The sequence below is a fragment of the Shewanella sp. MF05956 genome (genome assembly GCF_059758055.1).
Genome location: NZ_JCAYNV010000021.1, coordinates 37191 through 59784, shown reverse-complemented (window position 1 = coordinate 59784; position 22594 = coordinate 37191). Strand labels below are relative to the sequence as shown.

Below are 22594 nucleotides of genomic sequence, written 5' to 3'. Positions count from 1 at the left end.
CTGTTGTATCAAAGCAGCCCAATCTTGATGTGAACGTGTAGCCATGTTAACTCCTGATGTCATTATCAGTCGTTAAGATAAAGGCTCGATGAGCGCAGTTGAAGACGTACTTGCCCGGACGCTTACGGAAAGCCTTGGAAAGTCACGTACAAACAAATTGATTGCTGTCCCTCCTTTAAGAGCAAAGCAATCGTGCTGGGCAACAAAGGGAATAACTTGTAGTAACAGTTGGACCTGTCGATAGTAATGGCTTTTTCTATCCATCTTGGTTACATCTCCTTGGGTATAGTGATTTGCCAAGTTGGCTCTAGTTTGCCGTTTTGTGCGATAAGTCGCTTGCCTGTTCCTAGGTCATATTGTTCAGGTGTCAGATACTTAAACCAGGCATGTTGTTGTCTATTTGCCAGCCAAAGAAATAGCCGTTTAATTTTGATGCTGCAGCAGGCTTTAAGTAAGACATCCAACTTACGTGGTGAAAGGTTGCTCAACCCCTGCATAATTTGATCCGCGTGTTCAAAACTAGTGTGTTGGGGCACTGTGGTTAAGAGCTCAAGAATCGCTTTTTCTGGACAAGAATAAAAAAGCGGAGGGAGTGCTTCTCTCCACGAGTTTTGTCGTAGATATTGACTATTGTGCATCAGTGTTTCTGGCCATATACGTTTTGTGCCATGCCATTTAAACTCTGCTGAAATATCGATTCTGTCCAGCCAGCGAGGTAATGCGGAATTAGAATAAAGCTGTATTTTAGGTTTATCGCCGATAGACACATAATGCCCTAAACCTTCAAGCTCTAACGCTGTTAAGCCGCCCACATGAATAGGACTATCTGACATACGTTGTACAGAAGCAACAAGACCTTTCCAGGAGAGATTTGCCTCCAGTCTTACATAAACCCCAGCGGTGAGGGGAATTAAAGTTCGGCTACGTACAGCATTGTCCAGAAAGTGCAGGCTGAGCCCTTGTGCTTCAAGCCATGGTTTTGTGGCTACCATATCCAAAGGCAGTGCATTCTGTAGTTGTGTTCTGGCTTTAGTATTCAGCATGTTCGACTATCGCATCTGGTTTGATTAGGTTTAAATATACGTTGATTATTGACGTGTTTTGTTCATTATTCAAACTTTATTATCTATAAAAGTTTAAGTTTTGTCATTTGCACGTTAATCATTGCCGTAAAAGTTTAGTTTTCCAAACTAAGTTTTTTTACTTTTCAACGTTAGTTTAGAGCCAGCAAGATGTGGTGATAAAGATAAATCAGTCAGCTTAGATGTCATTAACTTGCTATCGCTTCGGGGTTGTTGAGTCGGTAAATGATTATACCGAAATGGCCATTTAACGTGTTATAGAGATGACTAGTACTGTTGTGAGGCAATTAATACACTTATTCGCCTCATAGTATGAGGCGAATAAATTGCTATTTGCCTCATTTTATGAGTAGAATAGCTTAGTGTTCACATCAAAAAATATTTTAGTCAGTTAAATAGAGGTCATTATGTGGATTTGGCAGCAACAACAATGGCCAGAGTTTGTATGGGATAATACTCGTATAAGTGCATTATTGAGGCAAATTCAATTTAACCAAGGTTTGCTGCTGGGTAAAATAGGTTCTGAATCCGCTAGTCAATGGACACTCGATACCATGCTGGCCAATATTGTTCATTCAAGTGCTATTGAAGGTGAAAAGCTTAACGCATTTTCTGTCCGTTCCTCTCTGGCGAATAAGCTTGGCGTGAGTGAAGAAAAACCTTATCCCACCACGACGCAAACTGATGGTTTAGCAGATATCACCTTAGATGCGCTACAAAACTGGCAACAACCGCTGAGCTTAATGCGGATTCTAGATTGGCATGCAATGTTGTTTCCAGAAAACCAAACGGGGTTTAATCCTGTTGTTGGCGGTAAGTTACGTGGTCACGAGCCTATGCAAGTGGTATCGGGCCGTTTAGACAAACCTACTGTTCATTTTGAAGCGCCCCCACGCAATACGCTAGATTTTAATTTAACGCAGTTTATTGAGTGGTTTAATCAATCGAGAAATCAACCTAACGTCGACCCGCTGGTGCGTGCAGCCATCGCCCATTTGTGGTTCGTCACCTTGCACCCGCTTGATGATGGAAACGGACGTATAACGCGTTTACTCACCGACTTAGCACTCGCGCAAGCTGAGCATCGCTCGATTCATTTTTACACAATGTCAGTTAGTATTCTTGAGCGACGCAAAGGCTATTACGCAATATTAGAGTCTACCCAGCAAGGTGGCTTAGATATCACACCTTGGTTGCTGTGGTTTTTAGACACCTTAAATGACGCTATTCAACACACACTCAATATCATTGAGCAAACTACTGCTAAAACCCAGTTTTGGCGTCGAGTTGATCAACACTTACTCACTCCAGCGTTAACCACAGAACAAGTGAAAGTGCTGAATAGGTTACTCGATGGTGACTTTAATGATGGGATAAGCAGTAGCCAATATCAAAAAGTCGCTAAAGTCAGCCGCGCCACTGCCACCCGACATTTGGCTCAACTTGTGGATCAACAGTGTTTGGTCAAGACTGGCGCTGGCGGTAGAAGTACAAGGTATGTTTTGGTGTAGTGAACTCGATAGCTGTTACCGTACTCAATTGATAAATATTAAATTTTAGATAGTCCATGCAACAATATTGTTATGGTATATTTTTATTTTCCTTACTTTTAAAGGCTTATCCGACATGGAACAAGTTGGTATATATGAAAAGCTCATTACTCAACTGATAGATAAAAGCATAGATCGTGATGTTTTCTATTTAGGGGAAAGGCCGCTTGAGAGTGCTGAGGCGAGTGTCTGGCTATCTAGGTTTTTGACGAAAATAATGGAGAGTGCCATTGATGCAATCCCCAGTGGTACAAATCAACTCACTGAGCAAATCGACTTAGCAAATAAGTTAGTATTGTGGTTAAAAGATCATGTTCAAGATGATCAATTGATCACTGAAAACTTGCTTGATAGCAAAGGTCGTATTCTGACGGCGCTATTTGAAAAGAAAAACCCGATATCAACTGACTTTCCTGAATTTACGAAGGCCATTTATCCGCTGACAGGATTAAGTCAAAGTGAGTTGTTTTGTGGCAGTAACGCGGGTATTTCTTTAGACACTGAGCTTAAGCGTGAGATCCGCTCAGCGGATAAAATTTATTGGTTAGTGTCTTTTATTAAATGGGCCGGTATTCGGATTTTTAAAAATGAGCTGGAAGAGTTCACTCGAAGCGGCAAAACCCTGCGGATAATCACGACATCTTATATGGGCGCGACAGATGCTAAAGCTGTGGAGTTTTTAGCAAGCCTTCCAAATACAGAAGTTAAATTGAGTTACAACACTAAGCGCGAACGTCTGCATGCCAAATCCTACTTATTTCTACGTGAAACAGGATTTCACACTGGATATATTGGCTCATCTAATTTGTCGCATTCTGCGCTGACGAGTGGCCTTGAGTGGAATTTAAAAATAACCACTCAAGAAATTCCCCACATTATAGATAAATCTCTTAATACCTTTGAATCATATTGGCAATCGAGTGAATTTGAATTATTTGATGGCAATATTGAGGCTAAAAACAAACTTCATGAGGCGCTAAGAGAAGCTAGGGGTGGATGTAGCGATAACAGTGCATTTCATTTTGATATAAAGCCCTTTGCACATCAGCGAGAAATTCTTGAGCAGTTAAATGTTGAACGTCAAGTACACCAGCGTTTTAGAAATCTCGTTGTTGCAGCAACGGGGACCGGTAAAACCCTAATATCAGCTTTTGATTTTGCCCGCTTTTATAAACATTATCCTGAAGCTAATTTTTTATTCGTGGCTCATCGGCAGGAGATACTTAAGCAAGCTTTGTCTGCGTATCGTGGTGTATTGAAGAATAACCAGTTTGGTGAATTGTGGGTTGCCGAGCACAAGCCGAATAGCTACCGTCATTTGTTTGCTTCGGTACAAAGCTTGAATCTGCAATTGGACAATTTACCACTTAGCGCTGATTTTTATGATTATATTGTGATAGATGAAGTGCATCATATTGCGGCTAGTAGCTATCGTGGATTGCTAGCACATTTTTGTCCTAATATTTTATTAGGGTTAACTGCTACGCCGGAGCGCCATGATGGGCAAAATATACTAGATGACTTTTGTGGAGTCATTGCTGCGGAAATTCGTTTACCCGAAGCCATTAATCAGCGCTATTTATGTCCTTTCCAATACTTTGCTATCGATGATGATACAGATCTTCGCAAAATTAAATGGCATCAAGGGCGATATGATATCGCAGAGCTAAGTCATCTTTATACTCATAATGAGCAAAGAGTGAAGCGCATTATTCGCAGCTTGAACGATACAGTCACTGATATTCGTCAGATCAAAGCCCTGGCGTTTTGTGTTAGCAAAGAACATGCAGAATACATGACGAAGAAGTTTGTCTTAGCCGGTATTAGTGCAGATGTGCTTACGAGTGATAACAGTCATGAGAGGCAACACAAACGCCAAAGTTTAATTAGCGGTCATGTGAATATATTATGCGTGGTGGATATTTTTAATGAAGGTGTCGATATTCCTGAAGTCGATACTTTATTGTTTTTACGTCCAACCGAAAGCTTAACTATTTTTTTGCAGCAGTTAGGACGTGGATTGCGTTTAACCGATGATAAACAGTGCTGTACAGTATTGGATTTTGTGGGTAATTCTCGTGATGAATATGACTTTTCACAAAAGTTTCGCGCGCTGGTTGGTAAAACTAATCAGTCTATTAAAGATGAGATAACGAGTGATTTTCCTCATTTGCCTTTAGGTTGCCGAATTGAGTTAGAAGAACAGGCTCAGGCAATGATTTTACGAAATATTAGCCGTGCAACCATGAATGCTAGCAGGTTGCGACAGCTCATTAATAATTTCGAGCACCAAAGTACGCTTACCTTAACCTTGGTTAATTTTTTACGTTTTAACCCAAATGTTAATTTAGAAGATATTTATAGGCTAAAAATGAGTTGGCTAGAACTAGTTGACAGCGCAAATAGAAATCAAATAAATGAGCCAAATTTAGATGCGAGTCTGGCTAAAGCCTACTATCGCGCGATAAATAATCATTTGTTCGCTTGCAGTTCTATCTCATATTTACAGTTTTTAAAGCAGCTCATTATCGACAATTTTAGCTTTGATGATACCAATACAATTCAGTGCCAATTTGCATTAATGTGCCATTATAATTTCTGGGATAAATCAGGCTCCGAGCTAGGCTTTACTAGCCTAAAGCAAAGCTTAGCAGCCTTGAGGCATACACAGTTACAAGCTGAACTGCTTGATGTCATATCGTTACTTATTAAGCGTATACATCATAATGAACTTGGAATGCAGATCCCAGCAATTCCATCTTTGAAAGTGCATTCTAGGTATACCCGAGAGCAAATACTCGCCGCCTGTGGCGCAAGCGTTTTTAGCAAAAAATCGACAGCTCGTGAAGGTGTTCTAGTCCTTAAGGCGCTTAATGTTGAACTACTATTTGTTACCTTGAAAAAATCTGTTAAACAATTTTCACCGACGACTATGTATCATGATTACGCGATTAATGAATCGCTATTTCATTGGCAATCTCAAAATAGTGCAAGACCAGAGTATGGCAGAGGTTTGGGCTATATCGAGCACGAAAAAATGGGACGAAAATTGATTTTGTTTGTACGAGAACAAGCTAAAGATGAAAACGGCCGTACCATGGGATTTGTTAATTTTGGTTTTGTGAAATATATAAAACATTCAGGGTCACAACCGATGAATATTACATGGCAACTTGATGAGCCTATGCCCGATTTTATGTGGCATGAGACTGCCAAGTTAGCTATCGGGTAGCCAACCATATTGGCACAGGCAACTGTTGAAAACAGGATGTTTTCGTCAAGCCCCCATGGATGGGTTTACGGCGTGTTGCAGCGGTCGATATTGTGGGCAGATTAACCCATGAACCTGTCGATAACACATCAGATCATTTTAGTTTTTTAGGTCTTTATTTTTAGCTCTTAGGTCTTTAGGTTCTCAATGATTAAAAACAATAATGGCAGCCACGTTGGCTGCCATTGTTATTGATGCTAGTGATTTTGGGGTCAATTTACTAGCGGTTTACCGCTTAACTCCCTGCCTGATGCTTCAACTCCAAACACCTTAGCAGAAATTAGTTAATCGCCATTGAAATAAAGTAACCCACAAATGTTGCGGTGATTACGCCGATAAAGCCTGGAATAATAAAGCTGTGGTTGAGCACGTACTTACCAATGTGGGTGGTGCCGGTTCTGTCGAAACTGATTGCGGCCAAATCACTTGGATAGAACGGGAAGAAGAAGTAGGCATAACACGCTGGCAGGACACCAATTAATACTGGTGCTGGAATGCCGAGTGAAAATCCTAATGGCAGCATAATGGTTAATACTGCCGCCTGGCTTTTTAAGAAGATAGATGACACAAACATCGCGATAGCAAATGTCCATGGATACACGCTAACAATGTCGCTCACCGCGCTCACCAAATAGGTTTTATGGTGCTCAATAATGGTGTCACTCATCCAGGCAATACCAAAAATAATGATTACCGCGGTCATACCGGCGGTAAACACATTACTGGTGGCAATCTTTTTAGGCGATATATTGGTTGCGAGTAATATGACACCACCAACAGACAGCATCATAAATTGAATTGCGACCGACATGCTGACGCCTGTAGGGAGTAGCTCCTTACTGAACATGGCCACTATGATAACGGCCAGAATACCCAGTAAGAATACGATTAAGCCTTTCTTAGCGGTTGATTGTGCTTGTGGTGTTTCGGCATTGTCATCTTGTGGATCGATTAACGCCTCACGAAAATCAGCATCGGTTAATCGTGCCTGAAACTCTTCATCTTTATCTAAATCTTTACCGCGCTTTAAGCTCCAGGTACAGGCCACAAGCAAACCAATTAAGGTTGCTGGAATGGTCACCATAAGCACATCGATTAAGCTGATATCAAGATTATTATCAACAGCTGTAGCTAATACTACCGCAGCGGCTGCCGCTATGGGGCTGGCGGTAATGCCCATTTGCGAGGCGACAGTTGCCATCGCTAAAGGGCGTTCAGGACGAATGCCTTTTTTATAGGCTACATCGTAAATAACAGGTAGAAGTGGATAAACCGAATGGCCAGTACCAACCAGAACGGTTAGAAAATAAGTACATAGTGGGCCTAAAAAGACGATATGTTCAGGATGTTTGCGTAATAGTTTTTCAGCGAATTTGACTAATAGGTTTAAGCCGCCGGTTGCTTCTAGTGTTGCCGAGGCCGCGACCACCGCCAGAATAATCAGCATTACGCTTATGGGTGGAGCACCTGGTGCAACGCCAAATACAAATGCCAGTACCGATACGCCTAAGCCGCCCAATAAACCAAAGGCGATTCCGCCATGGCGGATACCAACAAATATCACCGCTAATAACAGCAGCATGTGTATATAAAACATCGTGTGTACTCCCCGCTTAGGATTTATGTAGGTTGTTATTATTTTTAGCCTTTTGAAGGTATCTCACAACGAATTTGAGGTTAGTGACTTAACTCAAGCTATTGAATCGGGGATGGTAATAAATGTTTAAAACGTGAACAACATTACATACAACCGCATGTAATGTGTTGAGTCACTTATTACTTGGTGAGGGCGAGCTGTGTTGGGCGTTCAGAGGGGGCCGTTAAATACCCTGTTGACTTGCTTTGAGTAACATCTGGGCAATCGTTTTATCGTTACATTGTAAGAACTGCCAACGTTGGCAGTTGTTGAACTGAGTGTAGTGTTCAATCGCTTCAATGAGTGCAGAAACCAAATGCGCCTTGTCATGTGGCTCATCATGCTGGTTCGTCAATATTTGCGTTTCAATGTGCAGATTTTGCAGTAACAAGCATTGGTTTTTACGGTCTGCTTTTACATCCACACGTCCAACAAAGCGGTCACGCCATAAAATGGGTAATGAGTAATAACCGTATTGGCGTTTAGCCTCAGGCACATACACCTCGATTTGATAGTCAAAACCAAACCATTGCTTAAGTTTTTGCCGTTGAATGACTAAATTATCAAACGGATTAAGCAGCCACACTTTGTTGGGAATACTTGTGGGTAACGTAAGCTTAGGCTGATAAAAGTAAGCTTGTTTGGTGTGTAGATCGGTAAAGCTGGCAATATCGCCTTGTTCACACATTTGCGCCAAGGTCTTGGTCAGTAATGGCTTAAGGCCTTTGCGTAGGTACTGAATTTGCTGCAAATTGCCAAAGCCATGCGCCGCTAAATAACGATTAATTAAATGTTGAGCGTACTCGGTATCACTAGGCACAGTAGCATTTATATCTCGTGGTAAAACGCGCTCGGTTAAATCGTAAACCTTTTGAAACTTATCACGCCTAGCCACCATTAACTCGCCTTGAATAAACAATTGTTCAAGCGCTTTTTTAGCGGGTTTCCAATCCCACCATGATCCATTTTTAACATCAGCATTATGTGTAAATTGACTTGCTTTGAGTGGGCCTTCGGCTGTTATGCGGGCTTTTACTTCGAGCATGACTTTATGCTCAGGCTCAAACCAATGTTTATCGCCTTGTTGTAATTGTTGTTTGCGATACAAGCTAAAACGGTAATCATCTATGGGTAAATATGCCGCCGCATGGGACCAGTATTCAAACACGGTTTTATCGTTCATAGCCTCGTCAAGCATGGCAGGAGAGTAATCTGCTAGGCGATTGTGCAACACATGATGATGTGCGCGCTCGACCACATTGATAGAGTCGATTTGCACATAACTTAATTGCTGCATCAATTCTGATAACGACCCCAAAGGCTGCAACAAACCTTGCTGCTGCATACTTAGCTGTAACCATTGTTTAGCAGAGTAAGGATTGGTCATTAAGAGCCTTTATTGAATGCGGTAAGCGAGTTAAAACACGGTGATAGCCATTGTAGGCCAACCTTTATAGCAGAGTACACCAGCGGTTGATTATAAGATTGCTGGATGTTGGTACTAAGATTCGAGCGTTGTACGGTTTTTTACACGCTATAGCGTGTAATGATAATTTAACGGCTGTAGCGTGTAAGGTTATTTTTAACGGCTGTAGCGTGTAAATGTTGATTTACCTGCTTTAGCGTGTAAAGTAGTGGTGAGACTATCTCTACAGGTAAAACGATTATGAAGGTGACGAACTCAAAACAGCTTAGTACGTATCTCAAAGATGCACGGCTGAATATGAAACTATCGCAAACTAAAGTGGCGAGTAAGGTCGGTATTCGTCAGGATACCGTGTCTAGTTTTGAGCAGAACCCTGACTCGACCAAGTTAGAAACGTTATTCAAAATTTTATCTGCGTTAAACCTTGAATTAGACATTAAGGTGAGAAACTCTGCATTGAAATGTGAATCTGGTGGTGACCAAGCTAAATCCACAGAGCATCAATGGAATGAGGAGTGGTAATGGCAATCCTCGATGTTTATATGAATGGATACCTTGTAGGAGAGTTTACTAAATCGACCACGGGCTCCCATCTGTTTAAGTATGAACAGCAATGGTTAGATACCCCTAGCAGTCGTCCTATATCTTTATCCATGCCACTGAGAAAGCAAGCTTATAAAGGCGATGAGGTTTACAATTTTTTTGATAATTTACTGCCTGATAATCTAGAGGTGCGAAATAGAATTGTTGTTCGCCACAATGCTCAATCGACCCAAGCATTCGATTTATTAGCAAAAGTTGGCCAAGACAGTGTCGGTGCATTGCAACTCGTACCACATGATCAACAGCCGTTTGATATCAAAAAGATTGAGTCTAAACCCTTATCAGATAAAGAATTGGAAAGAGTGTTAAAGGGTTATCAGTCGGATATTCCACTAGGCATGTTAACCGATGAAGATGACTTTCGAATATCGATTGCAGGTGCTCAAGAAAAAACTGCCTTACTTAATCTAGATGGACAGTGGCGGCTACCTATTAAGGCAACCCCGACAACACACATCATTAAGCTGCCCATAGGTTCAATACAGAGTCATTCACATACTCTTGATATGTCTGGCAGCGTTGAAAATGAATACTTATGTATGATGATTGTGAGGGAGTTTGGTTTAGATGTACCGCAATGCTCGGTCATTAAGGTGGGTGATGTTAAGGCGCTTGCTGTGGAACGCTTTGACCGCAGGCTCTCATCTGATGGTAAATGGATTATGCGTTTGCCCCAAGAGGACTTTTGCCAAAGTTTAAATTTTTCACCCGCGAAAAAATACGAAAGTCATGGAGGGCCAAGTATTGAGCAGATCATGTCTTTTCTATTGGGTTCGACAAATTCAGCGCAAGATCGATATGACTTCATGAAGTCTCAGGTATTGTTTTGGTTATTAGCTGCAACCGATGGCCATGCTAAAAACTTTTCACTTTTCCTCGAGGCTGGTGGCGGATATCGATTAACACCCTTTTACGATATTTTATCTTTGTATCCAGTGATAGGAGGATCAGGATTAAATATTAGGGATGCTAAGTTGGCTATGGGATTAAAAGCGACGAAAGGAAAGAAGTATCAAGTTGCACAAATCTTTCCAAGGCACTTTATTCAAACAGCTAAGGCTGTGGGTTTTGATACTGTAACTATGGCGGACATCATGGATGAAATAGCCAATTCAGTTGACTCAGTAATCACTAAAGTTAGCTCACAGTTACCTCAAGATTTTCCAGTGCATATCCGTGAATCAATATTGACCGGAATAAAGGATATGGCTAAGCGGATCACCAGAGAGAATATTAGACAGAGCATCAAATAACTTGTAGCTAAAATCTAAAACAATTAAGCCCAGCAAATGCTGGGCTTAATGTTATGACACAGGCTTATAAGATTGTGTTAGAACTAAGCTGTTTATTCTACGTTTTGGATCTGCTCGCGCATTTGCTCAATCAATACTTTTAATTCAACAGCGGCCGAAGTGATTTCTGCACTGATTGATTTTGAGGCTAAGGTATTTGATTCGCGGTTAAACTCTTGCATCATAAAGTCTAAACGACGACCTTCGCTGCCGCCTTTTTTAAGGATGCGGCGAGCTTCTGCTACGTGTGCTTCAAGACGGTCCATTTCTTCGGCGACATCTTGCTTTTGCGCTAGGAGTACCATTTCTTGTTCGATACGTGCAGGGTCTAGTTCACCAGCAATATCGGCTAAGCGGTTAGTGAGTTTTTCACGCTGATATTTCATTACCGTTGGCATATGCTCACGCACAACGTTCACTTGCTCCATTACACCGTCTAAGCGAGTCAGTAACATGTCTTTAATCGCTTCACCTTCACGGCCGCGCGCTTCGATAAACTGATCGATTGCATTATCAAAGGCTGTCATCAGTTCTGCACCAATGCTGTCCATGTCTTGCTCGGCTGAGGCAAGCACGCCAGGCCAGCGTAATACGTCTGTTAAGCTTAGTTCGCCTTGACCGGCTTCTTGCTTTAACCAATTAGCAGCACTTAATAACTGCTTTGCTAGCGCTTGGTTGAGTTGCAATTCGTTGCTGCTGTTGTCGGCTAACTCATAACGTAGATTCACTTCTACTTTACCGCGGTTTAAGCGTTTACGTAGGCGATCGCGTAAGACAGGTTCAAAGCTACGAAACTGCTCAGGTAGGCGCAGGTAGGTTTCTAGGTAGCGCTGGTTGACTGAACGAATTTCCCATGAGGCTGTGCCCCATTCTGCTTTGTGCTCGATACGAGCGTAGGCTGTCATGCTTTGGATCATGAAGTGTCCTGTTATGTTATTACGCAAATGTGGGATGATTATAGCCGTTTTAGGTCGTTGGATTAAAGGATTAGTGGCGATAATTGTGGCTTATCTTGGCCGATATCAACAACATCCGCGATAACGCTAGTGGACGATCATGTTACCGATAGCGATTAGCGTGGGTTTGTCGTGGCATCTGGCGTCGCGAACCTCTATAATATGCGCTCAAATCTGATATGAATTCGACTACAGGACTTTTCATGCGCCCAAGTAACCGTACACCAGCTCAAACTCGCCCTATTACTATTACGCGTTCTTTTACTGCACATGCTGAAGGCTCTGTTTTAGTTGAGTTTGGCGACACAAAAGTATTATGTACAGCCAGTTTCACTGAAGGCGTTCCACGTTTTCTTAAAGGCCAGGGTCAAGGTTGGGTTACTGCTGAATATGGCATGTTACCGCGTTCAACGCACAGCCGTATGGACCGTGAAGCGGCTCGTGGTAAGCAGTCTGGCCGTACTCAAGAAATTCAACGTTTAATTGGCCGTGCATTACGTTCAGCCGTTGATATGAAGTTGTTAGGTGAAAACACTATCGTTATCGATTGTGATGTTATTCAAGCTGATGGTGGTACACGTACTGCTGCTATTACTGGTGCTTGTGTGGCGTTAGTTGACGCGCTTAACTGGGCACGTGGTAAAGGTATTATTAAAGCTAACCCACTTAAGTTTTTAATTGCTGCAGTGAGTGTGGGTATTTACAAAGGCGAAGCGATCAGTGATTTAGAATACATTGAAGACAGCGCTGCTGAAACTGACATGAACGTTGTGATGACTGAAACCGGTAAGATTATCGAAATTCAAGGCACTGCAGAAGGCGAACCATTTAGCCATGAAGAGTTACTTGAGTTGTTAGTGTTAGCTAAAAACAGTATTCGCGAAATTGTCGATGTGCAAAAAGCCGCATTAAGTTAATATGCTGTTGAAAAATGAGGACCGATTACGGTCCTTTTTTTTAATCTAAAATTTGATGAAGAGGAATAACCGTGAAAGCCTATCAACGCGAATTTATTGAGTTTGCTTTAGCCCGCCAAGTGTTACGTTTTGGTGAGTTTACCCTTAAATCTGGTCGTACGAGTCCGTACTTTTTTAATGCTGGATTGTTCAATACGGGTAAAGACTTAGCGCGTTTAGGCCGCTTTTATGCTGCGGCGTTAATGGACTCGCGCATTGAGTTCGATTTGTTATTTGGCCCAGCATACAAAGGTATTCCGATTGCCACAACTACAGCCGTTGCGCTGTGCGATCATCACGATGTTGACATTCCATACTGCTTTAACCGCAAAGAAGCTAAAACCCACGGCGAAGGCGGCAGTTTAGTCGGCAGTGAGCTCAAAGGTAAGGTGATGCTGGTGGACGATGTGATCACTGCTGGTACGGCGATTCGCGAGTCGATGGAAATTATTAATGCGCATAACGCCCAGCTTGCTGGCGTATTGATTGCACTTGATCGCCAAGAAAAAGGCAAGGGCGAGCTGTCGGCGATTCAAGAAGTTGAACGCGATTTTGGCTGTGAGATTGTGTCGATTATTAAGTTAGCTGATTTAATTAATTACTTGTCTGAAAAACCAGGAATGGAAGCTGAATTAGCCTCTGTTCGCTCATATCGCGAGCAATACGGAATTTAGTGTAGACAAACTGATTCGCTGAGGCTGGAAAATTAAAAAAGCTGCACAATAGTCATATTGATGCAGCTTTTTATTACACTTTTTACCGTAATCCGTAATCCGTAATCCGTAATCCGTGTACGCTATTTCACTTGGTGTAAAAACTCAGCACGGGTAGCAGGGTTAGACTTAAAAATACCGCCAAGTGCCGTGGTGGTGGTTGAACTGGTTGAGTCCATTACCCCACGAGATTTAACGCAGTAATGTACCGCATCCATTTTTACCGCTACGTCTTTCGTTTCAAGCAAGGTTTGCAGCGCCACTAACACTTGTTGGGTTAACCGCTCTTGTACTTGCGGACGTTGGGAAAAGAAGCGCACGATTCGGTTAATTTTAGACAAGCCAATAATTTTAGTTCGCGGTAAATAAGCCACAGTCGCGAATCCATCAATGGTCACTAAATGGTGTTCGCAGGTGCTGGTAAGACTGATGTCTTGTACACGCACCATTTCATCAACCCCCATCTTGTTTTCAATGACGGTGATTTTTGGAAAGTTTTCGTAATCGAGCCCCGAGAAGATTTCATCAACATACATTTTGGCGATGCGACGTGGCGTGTCTGCCAAACTGTCATCAGTTAAATCGAGTGACATTAAGGTCAAAATCTCACGCATATGGTGTTCAATTTTGACTTTACGTTCTTCAGGCGTGGAAGTTTTTGGCAGCATCGGGGTTTCTAACCCACGATCTTTTAGCGCTGCTTGTACTTTAATTGCGGCTTCACTGAGTGCCATATATCCTCCAACGACTCGATATCACTGTTTGTATGAGTGTAGATTAACACCCACTTGGCTGCCCCATAGGGGAAAAGGAGAATAGCGCGATTCGCTGTAAATTAATACCGCAGCCAATAAAAAAGCCGATCCTTCTACTCAAGTATCGGCTTTTGTTGATTAAACACTTAAGCGTTATGTCATAATATTTTTCACGGTTTCAGCATTAAAGAAACGAAATGGATGATTCAATTAACTTCTCAACAATTGTTGCTGAATAAAGGTCCATTGTTCATCAAAATGCAGTGTGGGTTTTTGTTTGAATTCACTGCGGACAAACTGTGAAATTCTGCCTTCGGCAAACGCTAACAATAGATTGGCCAGTATGGCTTCGTCGATGTTAAAGCCTACTCCTTCACGTAAGGTTTTTTCGCGTAGAATTTGTTTTATTTGGGTTTCTATTTTGGCAAATAACACGTCGATTCGACTGCGTAAGCGCTCGTTTTCACCTAGCAGTGCATCGCCATTTAATACGCGAGAAATCCCCGGGTTTCGTTCAGAAAACACCAACAATAGCTGTAATACTAATTGGCAGCGGGTCATGGTGTCTTTTTCTTCGTCCATGATGATATTTAACCGCGAGAGAATCGCGTCTTCAATAAACTCAATCAGACCTTCAAACATTCGCGCTTTACTGGGGAAGTGTCGATACAGTGCGGCCTCAGACACGCCCACTTCGGCGGCAAGCTTAGCGGTGGTGATCCGTTGACCTGGGCTGGTCTCAAGCATTTGGGCTAAGCATTGTAAAATATGTTCACGACGGTTTATTTTTGGGCTTTCGGCCATGATGTGTTCCTTGGCTCAGTGACTACTTGAAAAGGTTATTTGGTACCAGAGTGACCAAATCCGCCTTCTCCACGATCTGAGCTATTAAACTCATCCACTAGGTTAAATTCTGCTTGTACAACAGGGACAAACATTAATTGGGCTAAACGATCGCCAATGTCGAGTGTGAATGGTTTATCACTTCTGTTCCAACATGACACCATAAGTTGCCCCTGGTAATCGGAGTCAATTAAACCGACCAAATTACCCAGCACGATGCCGTTTTTGTGGCCCATGCCTGAGCGCGGTAAAATTACTGCTGCCAAGCTTGGGTCGGCCACATGAATGGCGATACCTGTTGGAATTAATACGGTTTGTCCTGGCTCTATGACCATTGCCGTGTCAGTCATTGCGCGTAAGTCCATGCCTGCACTACCGGGAGTAGCATAAGCTGGCAGCGGAAATTCACTGCCAATACGCGAGTCGAGAATTTTTAGTTCAATGGGTGTTTTCATGATTTTTTTAGTTGTTGTTCTATCAATGTGAGTAATTGGCGCGCCAGTGTGAGTTTGTCTGTTGCGGGCAGTTGTTGGCTGCCGTCTTGCCAAAATACTTGTAGTGCATTGCTATCGGCATTAAAGCCTAAGCCTTGAATAGAGACATCGTTAGCGGCAATCATATCCAGCTTTTTACGCTGTAGTTTACCGCGAGCGTATTGCTCTACGTCGTTCGTTTCAGCGGCAAAACCGACGGTGAAAGGTCGTGTTGTGTGCTGAGCTACCGTGGCTAAGATATCAGGATTACGCACCAGCGCAAGCTGCATTTCTTCTGCCGATTTTTTAATTTTTTGATCGGCGACATCGGCAATTCGATAGTCTGCTACTGCGGCGCAACCGATAAAAATATCATGTTGTTCAACTTGTTGCATTACGGCATCGAGCATTTGTTGTGCAGAACCCACATCAATACGCTTAACACCGACTGGTGTGGCAAGATTGACCGGCCCTGAGACGAGTGTCACTTCTGCGCCCATTTCTGCAGCGGCTTGTGCCAGAGCAAAGCCCATTTTGCCAGAGCTGTGGTTTGAAATATAACGCACCGGGTCAATTGCCTCACGGGTTGGCCCTGCGGTGAGTAATAATTTATGACCTTGTAAAGACTTTGGCCCAAAAAACTGCACCAGTTGTTCGGCTATGGCGACGGGCTCTTGCATACGACCTGGGCCGACTTCACCACAGGCTTGGTTGCCTGAGGCTGGCTGCCAAATGATTAAGCCTTTGCGGGCTAGATTGGCCATGTTCTCTTGGGTAGCGATGTTTTGATACATCTGTTGATTCATGGCGGGGCACACAATGATTGGCGCACTCGTGGCTAAACATGTGGTGGTGAGTAGCTCGTCTGCCATGCCGGCATTAATACGTGCCATTAAATTTGCTGTAGCAGGAGCGAGTAACACTACGTCTGCCCAGCGTGCCAGTTCGATATGCCCCATTGCGGCTTCCGCAGCAGGATCGAGCAAATCAGAGGCAACAGGATGGCCTGAAAGCGCTTGAATCGTTAATGGTGTAATAAATTTCATGGCGCTTTGGGTCATGATGACTCGTACATCTGCGCCGCGTTCTTTTAAGCGACGAATAAGATCGGCACTTTTATACGCAGCAATGCCGCCACCAATTCCGAGTAGTACTTTTTTATTTGTCAGCATGTTGTGCATTATCCGACTCTATCCTAATTGCGGCTAACAATATCACAAACCTGTGACAATTTGCGTGGATCCAATCTCAAAAATATCGACCATACTGTGTAACTGATTATAAGAGAGTGTAAATAATTGAGAGCGTGCCACCCATTAAGAAGATGTCATGATTTCAACGTGGGTTTTTAAAGGCACATCAATTCAGTATTGGCGTAGTAGTAACGAATTTATGCAACTTGGTTGAATTCGTCGAGGGTATGGCGTCTTTAAGATAACAAGGAGCATACATGGGTATAAAAGATTGGCCTCAAGGTGAGGGACCGCGAGAAAAGTTATTACTAAATGGTGCAGGGCATTTGTCTGATGCTGAATTATTAGCGGTGATTTTACGAAATGGTCTTGCGGGTCAAAATGCAGTGGATTTAGCCCGCGAAATGATAAATCAGTTTGGTGGTTTACGAAGCTTGTTAAGTGCATCGAAGAGCCAAGTGTGCAAATTAGCCGGTGTTGGGCCGGTAAAATATGCTCAATTACAGGCTGCAGCCGAGATTTCTAAGCGAATTGCGCATGAAAATCTACAAAGAGGGCAAATTTTGACAAATCCTGATTTAACTCGGGACTATTTAATGAGACAATTAGCAGACCGATCCTATGAAGTGTTCGCCTTACTATTGTTGGATACCCAACATAGAGTCATTCAATTTGTAGAATTATTTCGTGGCACCATCGATTCCGCTTCTGTTTATCCTCGCGAGGTTATTAGCCTTGTGTTGGAGAAAAAAGCAGCAGCGGTGATAGTGTGTCACAATCACCCGTCTGGCATTGCAGAGCCAAGTCAGGCTGATCGGCGAATAACTGAGCGAATAAAAAATGCATTGGCAACCATAGATGTTTCTTTGTTAGATCATATGGTTGTAGGTGATCAGGAGATAGTCTCCTTTGCCGAGCGAGGATGGATTGTATAAACACTGCTTGATCTTATATGGTCAATCGTGTATAAAATGCGCCCTCTTTGTGCCTCGGGCGACGGCCATACGAGGCACATTAATGCTCGAGCGTTAAAAATTTGTTTTGGAGAAGATTGACATGTCAAGAGTATGCCAAGTAACTGGCAAGAAGCCAATGGTTGGTAACAACCGTTCGCACGCTAAAAATTCGACTCGTCGTCGTTTTTTACCTAACCTACAAAACCACCGTTTTTGGTTAGAAGAAGAAAAACGCTTCGTACAACTACGTGTATCTACTAAAGGTATCCGTATTATCGATAAGAAAGGTATTGAAGTTGTTGTTGCTGAACTTCGTGCCCGTGGCGAGAAGGTATAATAGAAAATGGCTAAATCTAAAGGTAATCGTGAGAAGATCAAATTAGTATCTAGTGCTAAAACTGGTCACTTCTACACTACTGAAAAGAACAAGCGTAACATGCCTGAGAAAATGGAAATCAAGAAATTTGATCCAGTTATTCGTCAGCACGTTATGTACAAAGAAGCTAAAATCAAGTAATTGATTTTTGATTCTTAAAAAAGCCCCTTCATTGGGGCTTTTTTTATGCCTAAAGAAAAGTAAGCTATACTGACACCAATCCACATTAGATTGTGCTCTTTTAGCGAAAATTATCCATGCAGTTGTACGTTAACAAAGAAGACAATGCTGATAAATTCGCCCTTCGGGGCAATGCCACTAGACCCATTACTGCTTCAAATGCCTTTGATGTAGGTTAATACACCTACAGTCATTTTCATTATACCGGCCCTAGTGGCGCAGTCTAAAATAGATCATATTCTAATAATGATTGGTATGATAAAGTTTATGCTGTTTGAGAGAGCAAAAGTGCGTAAAGCAAGATAGTGCATTCAGTTAAACTAACGTTATGGCTGTAATGATTTTTTCACACTTAACGGACAAACTATTTTTTGTTTAATGTGAAATAAAATGCTTTAAAAGTGAATTAAAATGCAATACCATCATTATTCTATACTACATTCTGGCTTGTAACTGCACTCAGGTTGCAAGTATGACTAACACCAAACTAATTACCGAGGTGAATTTGCCTGTGAGAACCACTGAACTGGTTGATGGATTTCGTCATTCTGCTCCTTATGTTAATGCCCATAGAGGTAAAACTTTTGTCGTCATGTTAGGTGGCGAAGCATTAGCGCATCCGCAATTTCGCGGCATTTTAAATGATGTTGCTTTGTTGCATTCACTCGGGATTGAAGTGGTATTAGTTTATGGTGCTAGGCCGCAAATTGATGCAGGGCTGAAGGCTGCGGGTATCGCGCCGGCATACCATAATGGCATCCGCATTACGGATGAAGATACTTTAAAAATCATTAAGCAGGTAGCCGGTGCGACTCAGTTTGATATTACTGCAAGATTGTCGATGAGCTTAGGCAATACGCCAATGCAAAATGCACAAATTAACGTAGTGAGTGGTAATTTTGTTATTGCACAGCCTCTAGGTGTCGATGACGGTGTTGATTTTTGTTTGAGTGGTAAGGTGCGTCGTATTGATGCGCAGGGTTTGCGCCGTCAACTCGACAATAACGGCATTGTGTTGATGGGGCCGATAGCGGCTTCTGTTACGGGTGAAAGTTTTAACCTCACCGCTGAAGAAGTGGCAACTCAAGTCGCCATTAAGCTTAAAGCAGACAAAATTATTGGTTTTAGTGATACTAACGGCCTCATCGGCAAACATGGCGAAGTGATTGCTGAGTTAATGCCTGATGACATCGAAGAAATGCTAAAAACCATGTCTGTAGATGATCATACAACGGTAGGCACTATGGCGTTTTTAAAGGCCAGTGTAGAAGCGTGTCGTCGTGGAGTGCCACGTTGTCATTTAGTGAGCTATTTAGACGATGGTGCATTACTGCAAGAGCTGTTTTCTCGCGAAGGTATTGGTACTCAGATTGTGACACAAAGTGCAGAGCGTTTACGCCGTGCCACGATCAGTGATATAGGTGGTATTTTAAACTTAATTCGTCCATTAGAAGAGCAAGGTATTTTAGTGCGCCGTTCTCGTGAGCAGCTTGAAATGGAAATTGAGCAGTTTATGTTAGTTGAGCGCGATAACTTAGTTATTGGTTGCGCTGCGCTATACCCATTTGAAGAAGATAATGCCGGTGAGTTTGCGTGTTTAGTGGTGCATCCTGATTATCGTGATGCCGACCGAGGCAGCATCTTATTGAATAACATTATTGGTCAAGCGCGAGTGCGTGGTTATTCACGTTTGTTTGCATTAACGACTCGCAGTATCCATTGGTTTTTAGAGCACGGTTTTAATATTGTTGATGTTGAAGAGTTACCAAACAAGAAAAAACAATTGTACAACTATCAGCGTCGTTCAAAAATTCTAGCGCTCGATTTATAATTGATACACACCATAAAATGCCGGTTATTCCGGCATTTTTTATAGGTAAAATAAACGAAAGTGAGCGGTATAATATGAGCTTTACCGAGGAGGACTTATGGATGTTATTGCGTTAACGCCACTTGATTCAGGGGCGATAAACAGCGTTATTGCAGTATTATTAGGTTTGCTCGCGTTAACCGTCTTTATTTTTGTGAAACCCATTCCGAGTAATGCTAAATATCTTACTTTAGGCATCATGTTGCCGCTAATGGCCTTATTTGTCTTTATTTTATATCAATCATTTAGCAGTAATATTTCTTGGGATAACAAACTGTTGCGGGTAAATATTCCACTGTATTCGAATGAGATAGATACTGACCACGTTGATTTTGCACAAGCGCGTGTAGTTAACCTGATTGAAGAGCCTGAATACGCTGCTAAGTGGCGAACAAATGGTTTGGGCTTGCCTGGGTATGCTCTGGGTTGGTTTTCATTAAATAATGGCGTTAAAGCCTTGCTGTCTGTCACCGATCCTGTGCAAGTTATACTGTTGCCAATAAGCCAAGATAGAGTGATTTTGGTTAGCGTAATCGATGCAGATGAAGAGCTAGCAAAGTTGCATGCTAGCGCACAGTCCAAACAACCTATTGATTAAATCTTCACTGCAGCCGCTTTTTTAGTGGCCACATGACGACGCTGGCGTTGCAGTACCATGTCGCCAATAAATATCACCAGTGCTCCCCAGATAAAACAAAAAGTGATGCCTTTTTCAATGTCAAAAGGCTCATTAAACAGTTTCACCGCAAGAATGAACATGATGCTAGGGCCAATGTATTGAAAGAAACCCAAAATAGAAAATGGAATTCTGACCGCCGAACCGGCAAAACATAAAAGTGGGATGGTGGTGACAATACCCGCAGCCACTAACAGTAAGTTGAGGTTAAGGCTATTGGTTAACATGCTAACAGGTGAGCTGTCTAACGTGACCAATAAGTAACCGAGTGCAACCGGTAATAAAATAGCCGTTTCAACCAGTAAGCCAGATTTTGCATCAATATTGACTTTTTTGCGCAGTAAACCATAAAAACCAAAGCTTGCTGCAAGGGCCAAAGACACCAACGGAATTGAACCAAACGAGATTAACTGCACCAGGACACCCACACTCGCTAATGTAACCGCAACCCATTGTAATTTACGTAAGCGTTCGCCGAGAAACACCATGCCTAGCAATACGTTAAACAATGGATTAATAAAATAACCTAAGCTTGCATCCAGCATGTGGTCGTTATTGACTGCCCAGATAAAAATAAGCCAGTTTGCTGCGATTAATATCGAAGTTGTGAGCAAAATGAGTAGTTGCTTGGGCTGTTTAAGAATGAGGCGTAAGCGACTGAATCCACCTATAAATTGCATCAAAATGATCATAAACAGAAATGACCATACAACACGGTGCATTAAAATATCAGTGGCTGGAACTTGATGTAATAGTTTGAAATATAAAGGGGCGATACCCCAAATGGTGTAAGCGCAAATCGCGAGGAAAACCCCTTTACGATATTCTAAATCAGGCATAGTGAGTCAACAATGGCAACAACGAAAAGAGGGGCGATTGTAGGTCGCCCCTATTGATGACACAAGTGATTAAGCGATTTGTTTTTATTGGTTAGCTGTCAGTTTAACGTGGCAATGACGTAGATACATTGCCGATGTTAAATTAACCCACCATATAAGTGCCTGTACCAAAAGCAATATGAGTGCCTAACTCATTATGTAATTCCATTCGGCAAACCGATACTCGGTTGCCCGCCCTAATCACTGTGCCGGTACCGGTAAATATTTCTCCGCGACCGGGGCGCAAAAAATCAACCCGCATATCAATGGTGCCTAAGGTGGTTAAGCGTTGTTGTAATTCTTCCATTGTCCAGTCATCACGGCTGGCAACAAGCCCCGCAAAGGCGGTTAGACCACCTACTACATCAAGTAACGTTGCGGTAACGCCACCATGAAGAATGTTTTGATGGATGTTACCAATCAGTTCGGGTTTCATTTTTATTACGACCTCAACCCCATTAATGTCGTAATGTTTAATGTCTAATCCGAGTAAATTATGGAATGGTACGTGTTTATCAAAAATCTCTGCAACTTGTTGTAAGGCTTTATCTTGAATAGATGAAGTCATGGGCAATCCTTGTCGTATTTAACCTGAGCTCGGGATAATAAACGCCTTTCAAACAGTCCTTTGCCCTGCTAACTGCGTTGAATCGACTTACAATAGGCTAGCTATTGACGCGTCAATTCGCCTTGTTAGCAGAACAAATGACAAGCTTGAAAGTGATGGTAGATAACATGTTGATTTTAAACAGTATAAATTCATCCCTTATCCCGTGCTCAGGTTGATTTATTATTGTATGTATTTTCAATGCGCATAGAGTATTTAATCTAACGCTAAAGTGTTCAATACTCAATCATCATTGGCGTGTTAATTGTAGCAATTGCACTTTGCTTCAAGACATCTGTGGC

General features: G+C 42.3%; 21 protein-coding genes and 1 pseudogene. 11 read left to right on the top strand and 11 right to left on the bottom strand.

Going from position 1 to position 22594, the window contains the following annotated elements; all coding sequences use genetic code 11:
• Positions 1 to 117 precede the first annotated feature (117 nt).
• Positions 118 to 264, bottom strand: a pseudogene (locus AC19MX_RS19090) (nucleotidyl transferase AbiEii/AbiGii toxin family protein); the annotation flags it as partial.
• A gap of 5 nt (positions 265 to 269) precedes the next feature.
• Entirely contained in the window at positions 270 to 1043 is a 774-nt protein-coding gene (locus tag AC19MX_RS19085) for a type IV toxin-antitoxin system AbiEi family antitoxin domain-containing protein (RefSeq protein ID WP_498299523.1), read from the bottom strand.
• A 446-nt stretch (positions 1044 to 1489) separates the two neighbouring features.
• On the opposite strand from AC19MX_RS19085, the gene AC19MX_RS19080 reads away from it, so the two are divergent.
• Together AC19MX_RS19080 and AC19MX_RS19075 are read left to right on the top strand one after the other, a co-directional pair.
• On the top strand, positions 1490 to 2593 hold the full coding sequence (locus AC19MX_RS19080) for a Fic family protein (RefSeq protein ID WP_498299522.1): 1104 nt from the start codon (positions 1490 to 1492) through the stop codon (positions 2591 to 2593).
• A 115-nt stretch (positions 2594 to 2708) separates the two neighbouring features.
• The gene (locus AC19MX_RS19075) at positions 2709 to 5864 is read left to right on the top strand and encodes a DUF3427 domain-containing protein (RefSeq protein WP_498299520.1); all 3156 of its coding nucleotides are present in this window, start codon (positions 2709 to 2711) and stop codon (positions 5862 to 5864) included.
• Positions 5865 to 6183: 319 nt separating this feature from the next.
• Here the strand turns inward: AC19MX_RS19075 and AC19MX_RS19070 are convergent, their stop codons facing one another.
• On the bottom strand, positions 6184 to 7500 hold the full coding sequence (locus AC19MX_RS19070; RefSeq protein ID WP_498299518.1) for an anaerobic C4-dicarboxylate transporter: 1317 nt from the start codon (positions 7498 to 7500) through the stop codon (positions 6184 to 6186).
• A 223-nt stretch (positions 7501 to 7723) separates the two neighbouring features.
• Positions 7724 to 8926, bottom strand: coding sequence for a winged helix-turn-helix domain-containing protein (locus AC19MX_RS19065; RefSeq protein WP_498299516.1), 1203 nt, complete (start codon positions 8924 to 8926; stop codon positions 7724 to 7726).
• A 279-nt stretch (positions 8927 to 9205) separates the two neighbouring features.
• Here AC19MX_RS19065 and AC19MX_RS19060 point away from each other — a divergent pair, with 279 nt between their 5' ends.
• Together AC19MX_RS19060 and AC19MX_RS19055 are read left to right on the top strand one after the other, a co-directional pair.
• On the top strand, positions 9206 to 9487 hold the full coding sequence (locus tag AC19MX_RS19060; RefSeq protein ID WP_498299514.1) for a helix-turn-helix domain-containing protein: 282 nt from the start codon (positions 9206 to 9208) through the stop codon (positions 9485 to 9487).
• Entirely contained in the window at positions 9487 to 10821 is a 1335-nt protein-coding gene (locus AC19MX_RS19055) for a type II toxin-antitoxin system HipA family toxin (protein ID WP_498299512.1), read from the top strand. Before AC19MX_RS19060 ends, AC19MX_RS19055 begins: the two co-directional genes overlap by 1 nt.
• Positions 10822 to 10913: 92 nt before the next feature.
• On the opposite strand, the gene AC19MX_RS19050 is transcribed toward AC19MX_RS19055, so the two are convergent.
• Positions 10914 to 11777, bottom strand: coding sequence for a YicC/YloC family endoribonuclease (locus AC19MX_RS19050; RefSeq protein WP_432403707.1), 864 nt, complete (start codon positions 11775 to 11777; stop codon positions 10914 to 10916).
• Positions 11778 to 12019: 242 nt separating this feature from the next.
• Here AC19MX_RS19050 and rph point away from each other — a divergent pair, with 242 nt between their 5' ends.
• Positions 12020 to 12733, top strand: a complete 714-nt coding sequence (gene rph, locus AC19MX_RS19045; protein WP_498299510.1) for a ribonuclease PH — start codon at positions 12020 to 12022, stop codon at positions 12731 to 12733.
• A gap of 71 nt (positions 12734 to 12804) precedes the next feature.
• Positions 12805 to 13446, top strand: coding sequence for an orotate phosphoribosyltransferase (pyrE, locus tag AC19MX_RS19040; protein WP_498299508.1), 642 nt, complete (start codon positions 12805 to 12807; stop codon positions 13444 to 13446).
• A gap of 122 nt (positions 13447 to 13568) precedes the next feature.
• On the opposite strand, the gene folE is transcribed toward pyrE, so the two are convergent.
• The 4 genes from folE to coaBC form a co-directional block, all read right to left on the bottom strand.
• A complete protein-coding gene (gene folE / locus AC19MX_RS19035; protein WP_188959021.1) occupies positions 13569 to 14219 on the bottom strand; it encodes a GTP cyclohydrolase I FolE in 651 nt (216 codons plus the stop codon).
• A 231-nt stretch (positions 14220 to 14450) separates the two neighbouring features.
• A complete protein-coding gene (gene slmA, locus AC19MX_RS19030; protein WP_432403714.1) occupies positions 14451 to 15044 on the bottom strand; it encodes a nucleoid occlusion factor SlmA in 594 nt (197 codons plus the stop codon).
• A 35-nt stretch (positions 15045 to 15079) separates the two neighbouring features.
• Positions 15080 to 15538: a dUTP diphosphatase gene (gene dut, locus AC19MX_RS19025; protein WP_498299506.1), complete on the bottom strand. Its 459-nt coding sequence runs from the start codon at positions 15536 to 15538 to the stop codon at positions 15080 to 15082.
• A complete protein-coding gene (coaBC, locus tag AC19MX_RS19020; protein WP_498299504.1) occupies positions 15535 to 16728 on the bottom strand; it encodes a bifunctional phosphopantothenoylcysteine decarboxylase/phosphopantothenate--cysteine ligase CoaBC in 1194 nt (397 codons plus the stop codon). Before coaBC ends, dut begins: the two co-directional genes overlap by 4 nt.
• Before the next feature lie 278 nt (positions 16729 to 17006).
• Between coaBC and radC the strand changes: the two genes are divergently transcribed.
• The 5 genes from radC (at position 17007) to AC19MX_RS18995 (ending at position 20729) form a co-directional block, all read left to right on the top strand.
• Positions 17007 to 17684 (top strand): RadC family protein, encoded by a 678-nt coding sequence (gene radC, locus AC19MX_RS19015; protein WP_188959009.1) that lies wholly within the window; start codon positions 17007 to 17009, stop codon positions 17682 to 17684.
• A gap of 121 nt (positions 17685 to 17805) precedes the next feature.
• Positions 17806 to 18042 carry a 50S ribosomal protein L28 gene (rpmB, locus tag AC19MX_RS19010; RefSeq protein WP_137223931.1) on the top strand — a complete coding sequence of 79 codons (237 nt, stop codon included), beginning with the start codon at positions 17806 to 17808 and terminating at the stop codon, positions 18040 to 18042.
• Positions 18043 to 18048: 6 nt separating this feature from the next.
• Complete coding sequence (rpmG, locus tag AC19MX_RS19005) at positions 18049 to 18222, top strand: 50S ribosomal protein L33 (protein WP_011494790.1); 174 nt, start codon at positions 18049 to 18051, stop codon at positions 18220 to 18222.
• 550 nt (positions 18223 to 18772) lie between these two features.
• Positions 18773 to 20092, top strand: coding sequence for an amino-acid N-acetyltransferase (gene argA / locus AC19MX_RS19000; RefSeq protein WP_498299527.1), 1320 nt, complete (start codon positions 18773 to 18775; stop codon positions 20090 to 20092).
• Between the two features lie 97 nt (positions 20093 to 20189).
• Positions 20190 to 20729, top strand: coding sequence for a PH domain-containing protein (locus AC19MX_RS18995; RefSeq protein WP_498299502.1), 540 nt, complete (start codon positions 20190 to 20192; stop codon positions 20727 to 20729).
• Here the strand turns inward: AC19MX_RS18995 and rarD are convergent.
• Both rarD and AC19MX_RS18985 read right to left on the bottom strand, forming a co-directional pair.
• Positions 20726 to 21646, bottom strand: a complete 921-nt coding sequence (rarD, locus tag AC19MX_RS18990; protein ID WP_498299500.1) for an EamA family transporter RarD — start codon at positions 21644 to 21646, stop codon at positions 20726 to 20728. The two genes, AC19MX_RS18995 and rarD, sit on opposite strands and share 4 nt — an antisense overlap.
• A 142-nt stretch (positions 21647 to 21788) precedes the next feature.
• Positions 21789 to 22253: a thioesterase family protein gene (locus tag AC19MX_RS18985; protein WP_432403725.1), complete on the bottom strand. Its 465-nt coding sequence runs from the start codon at positions 22251 to 22253 to the stop codon at positions 21789 to 21791.
• Positions 22254 to 22594: the final 341 nt, after the last annotated feature.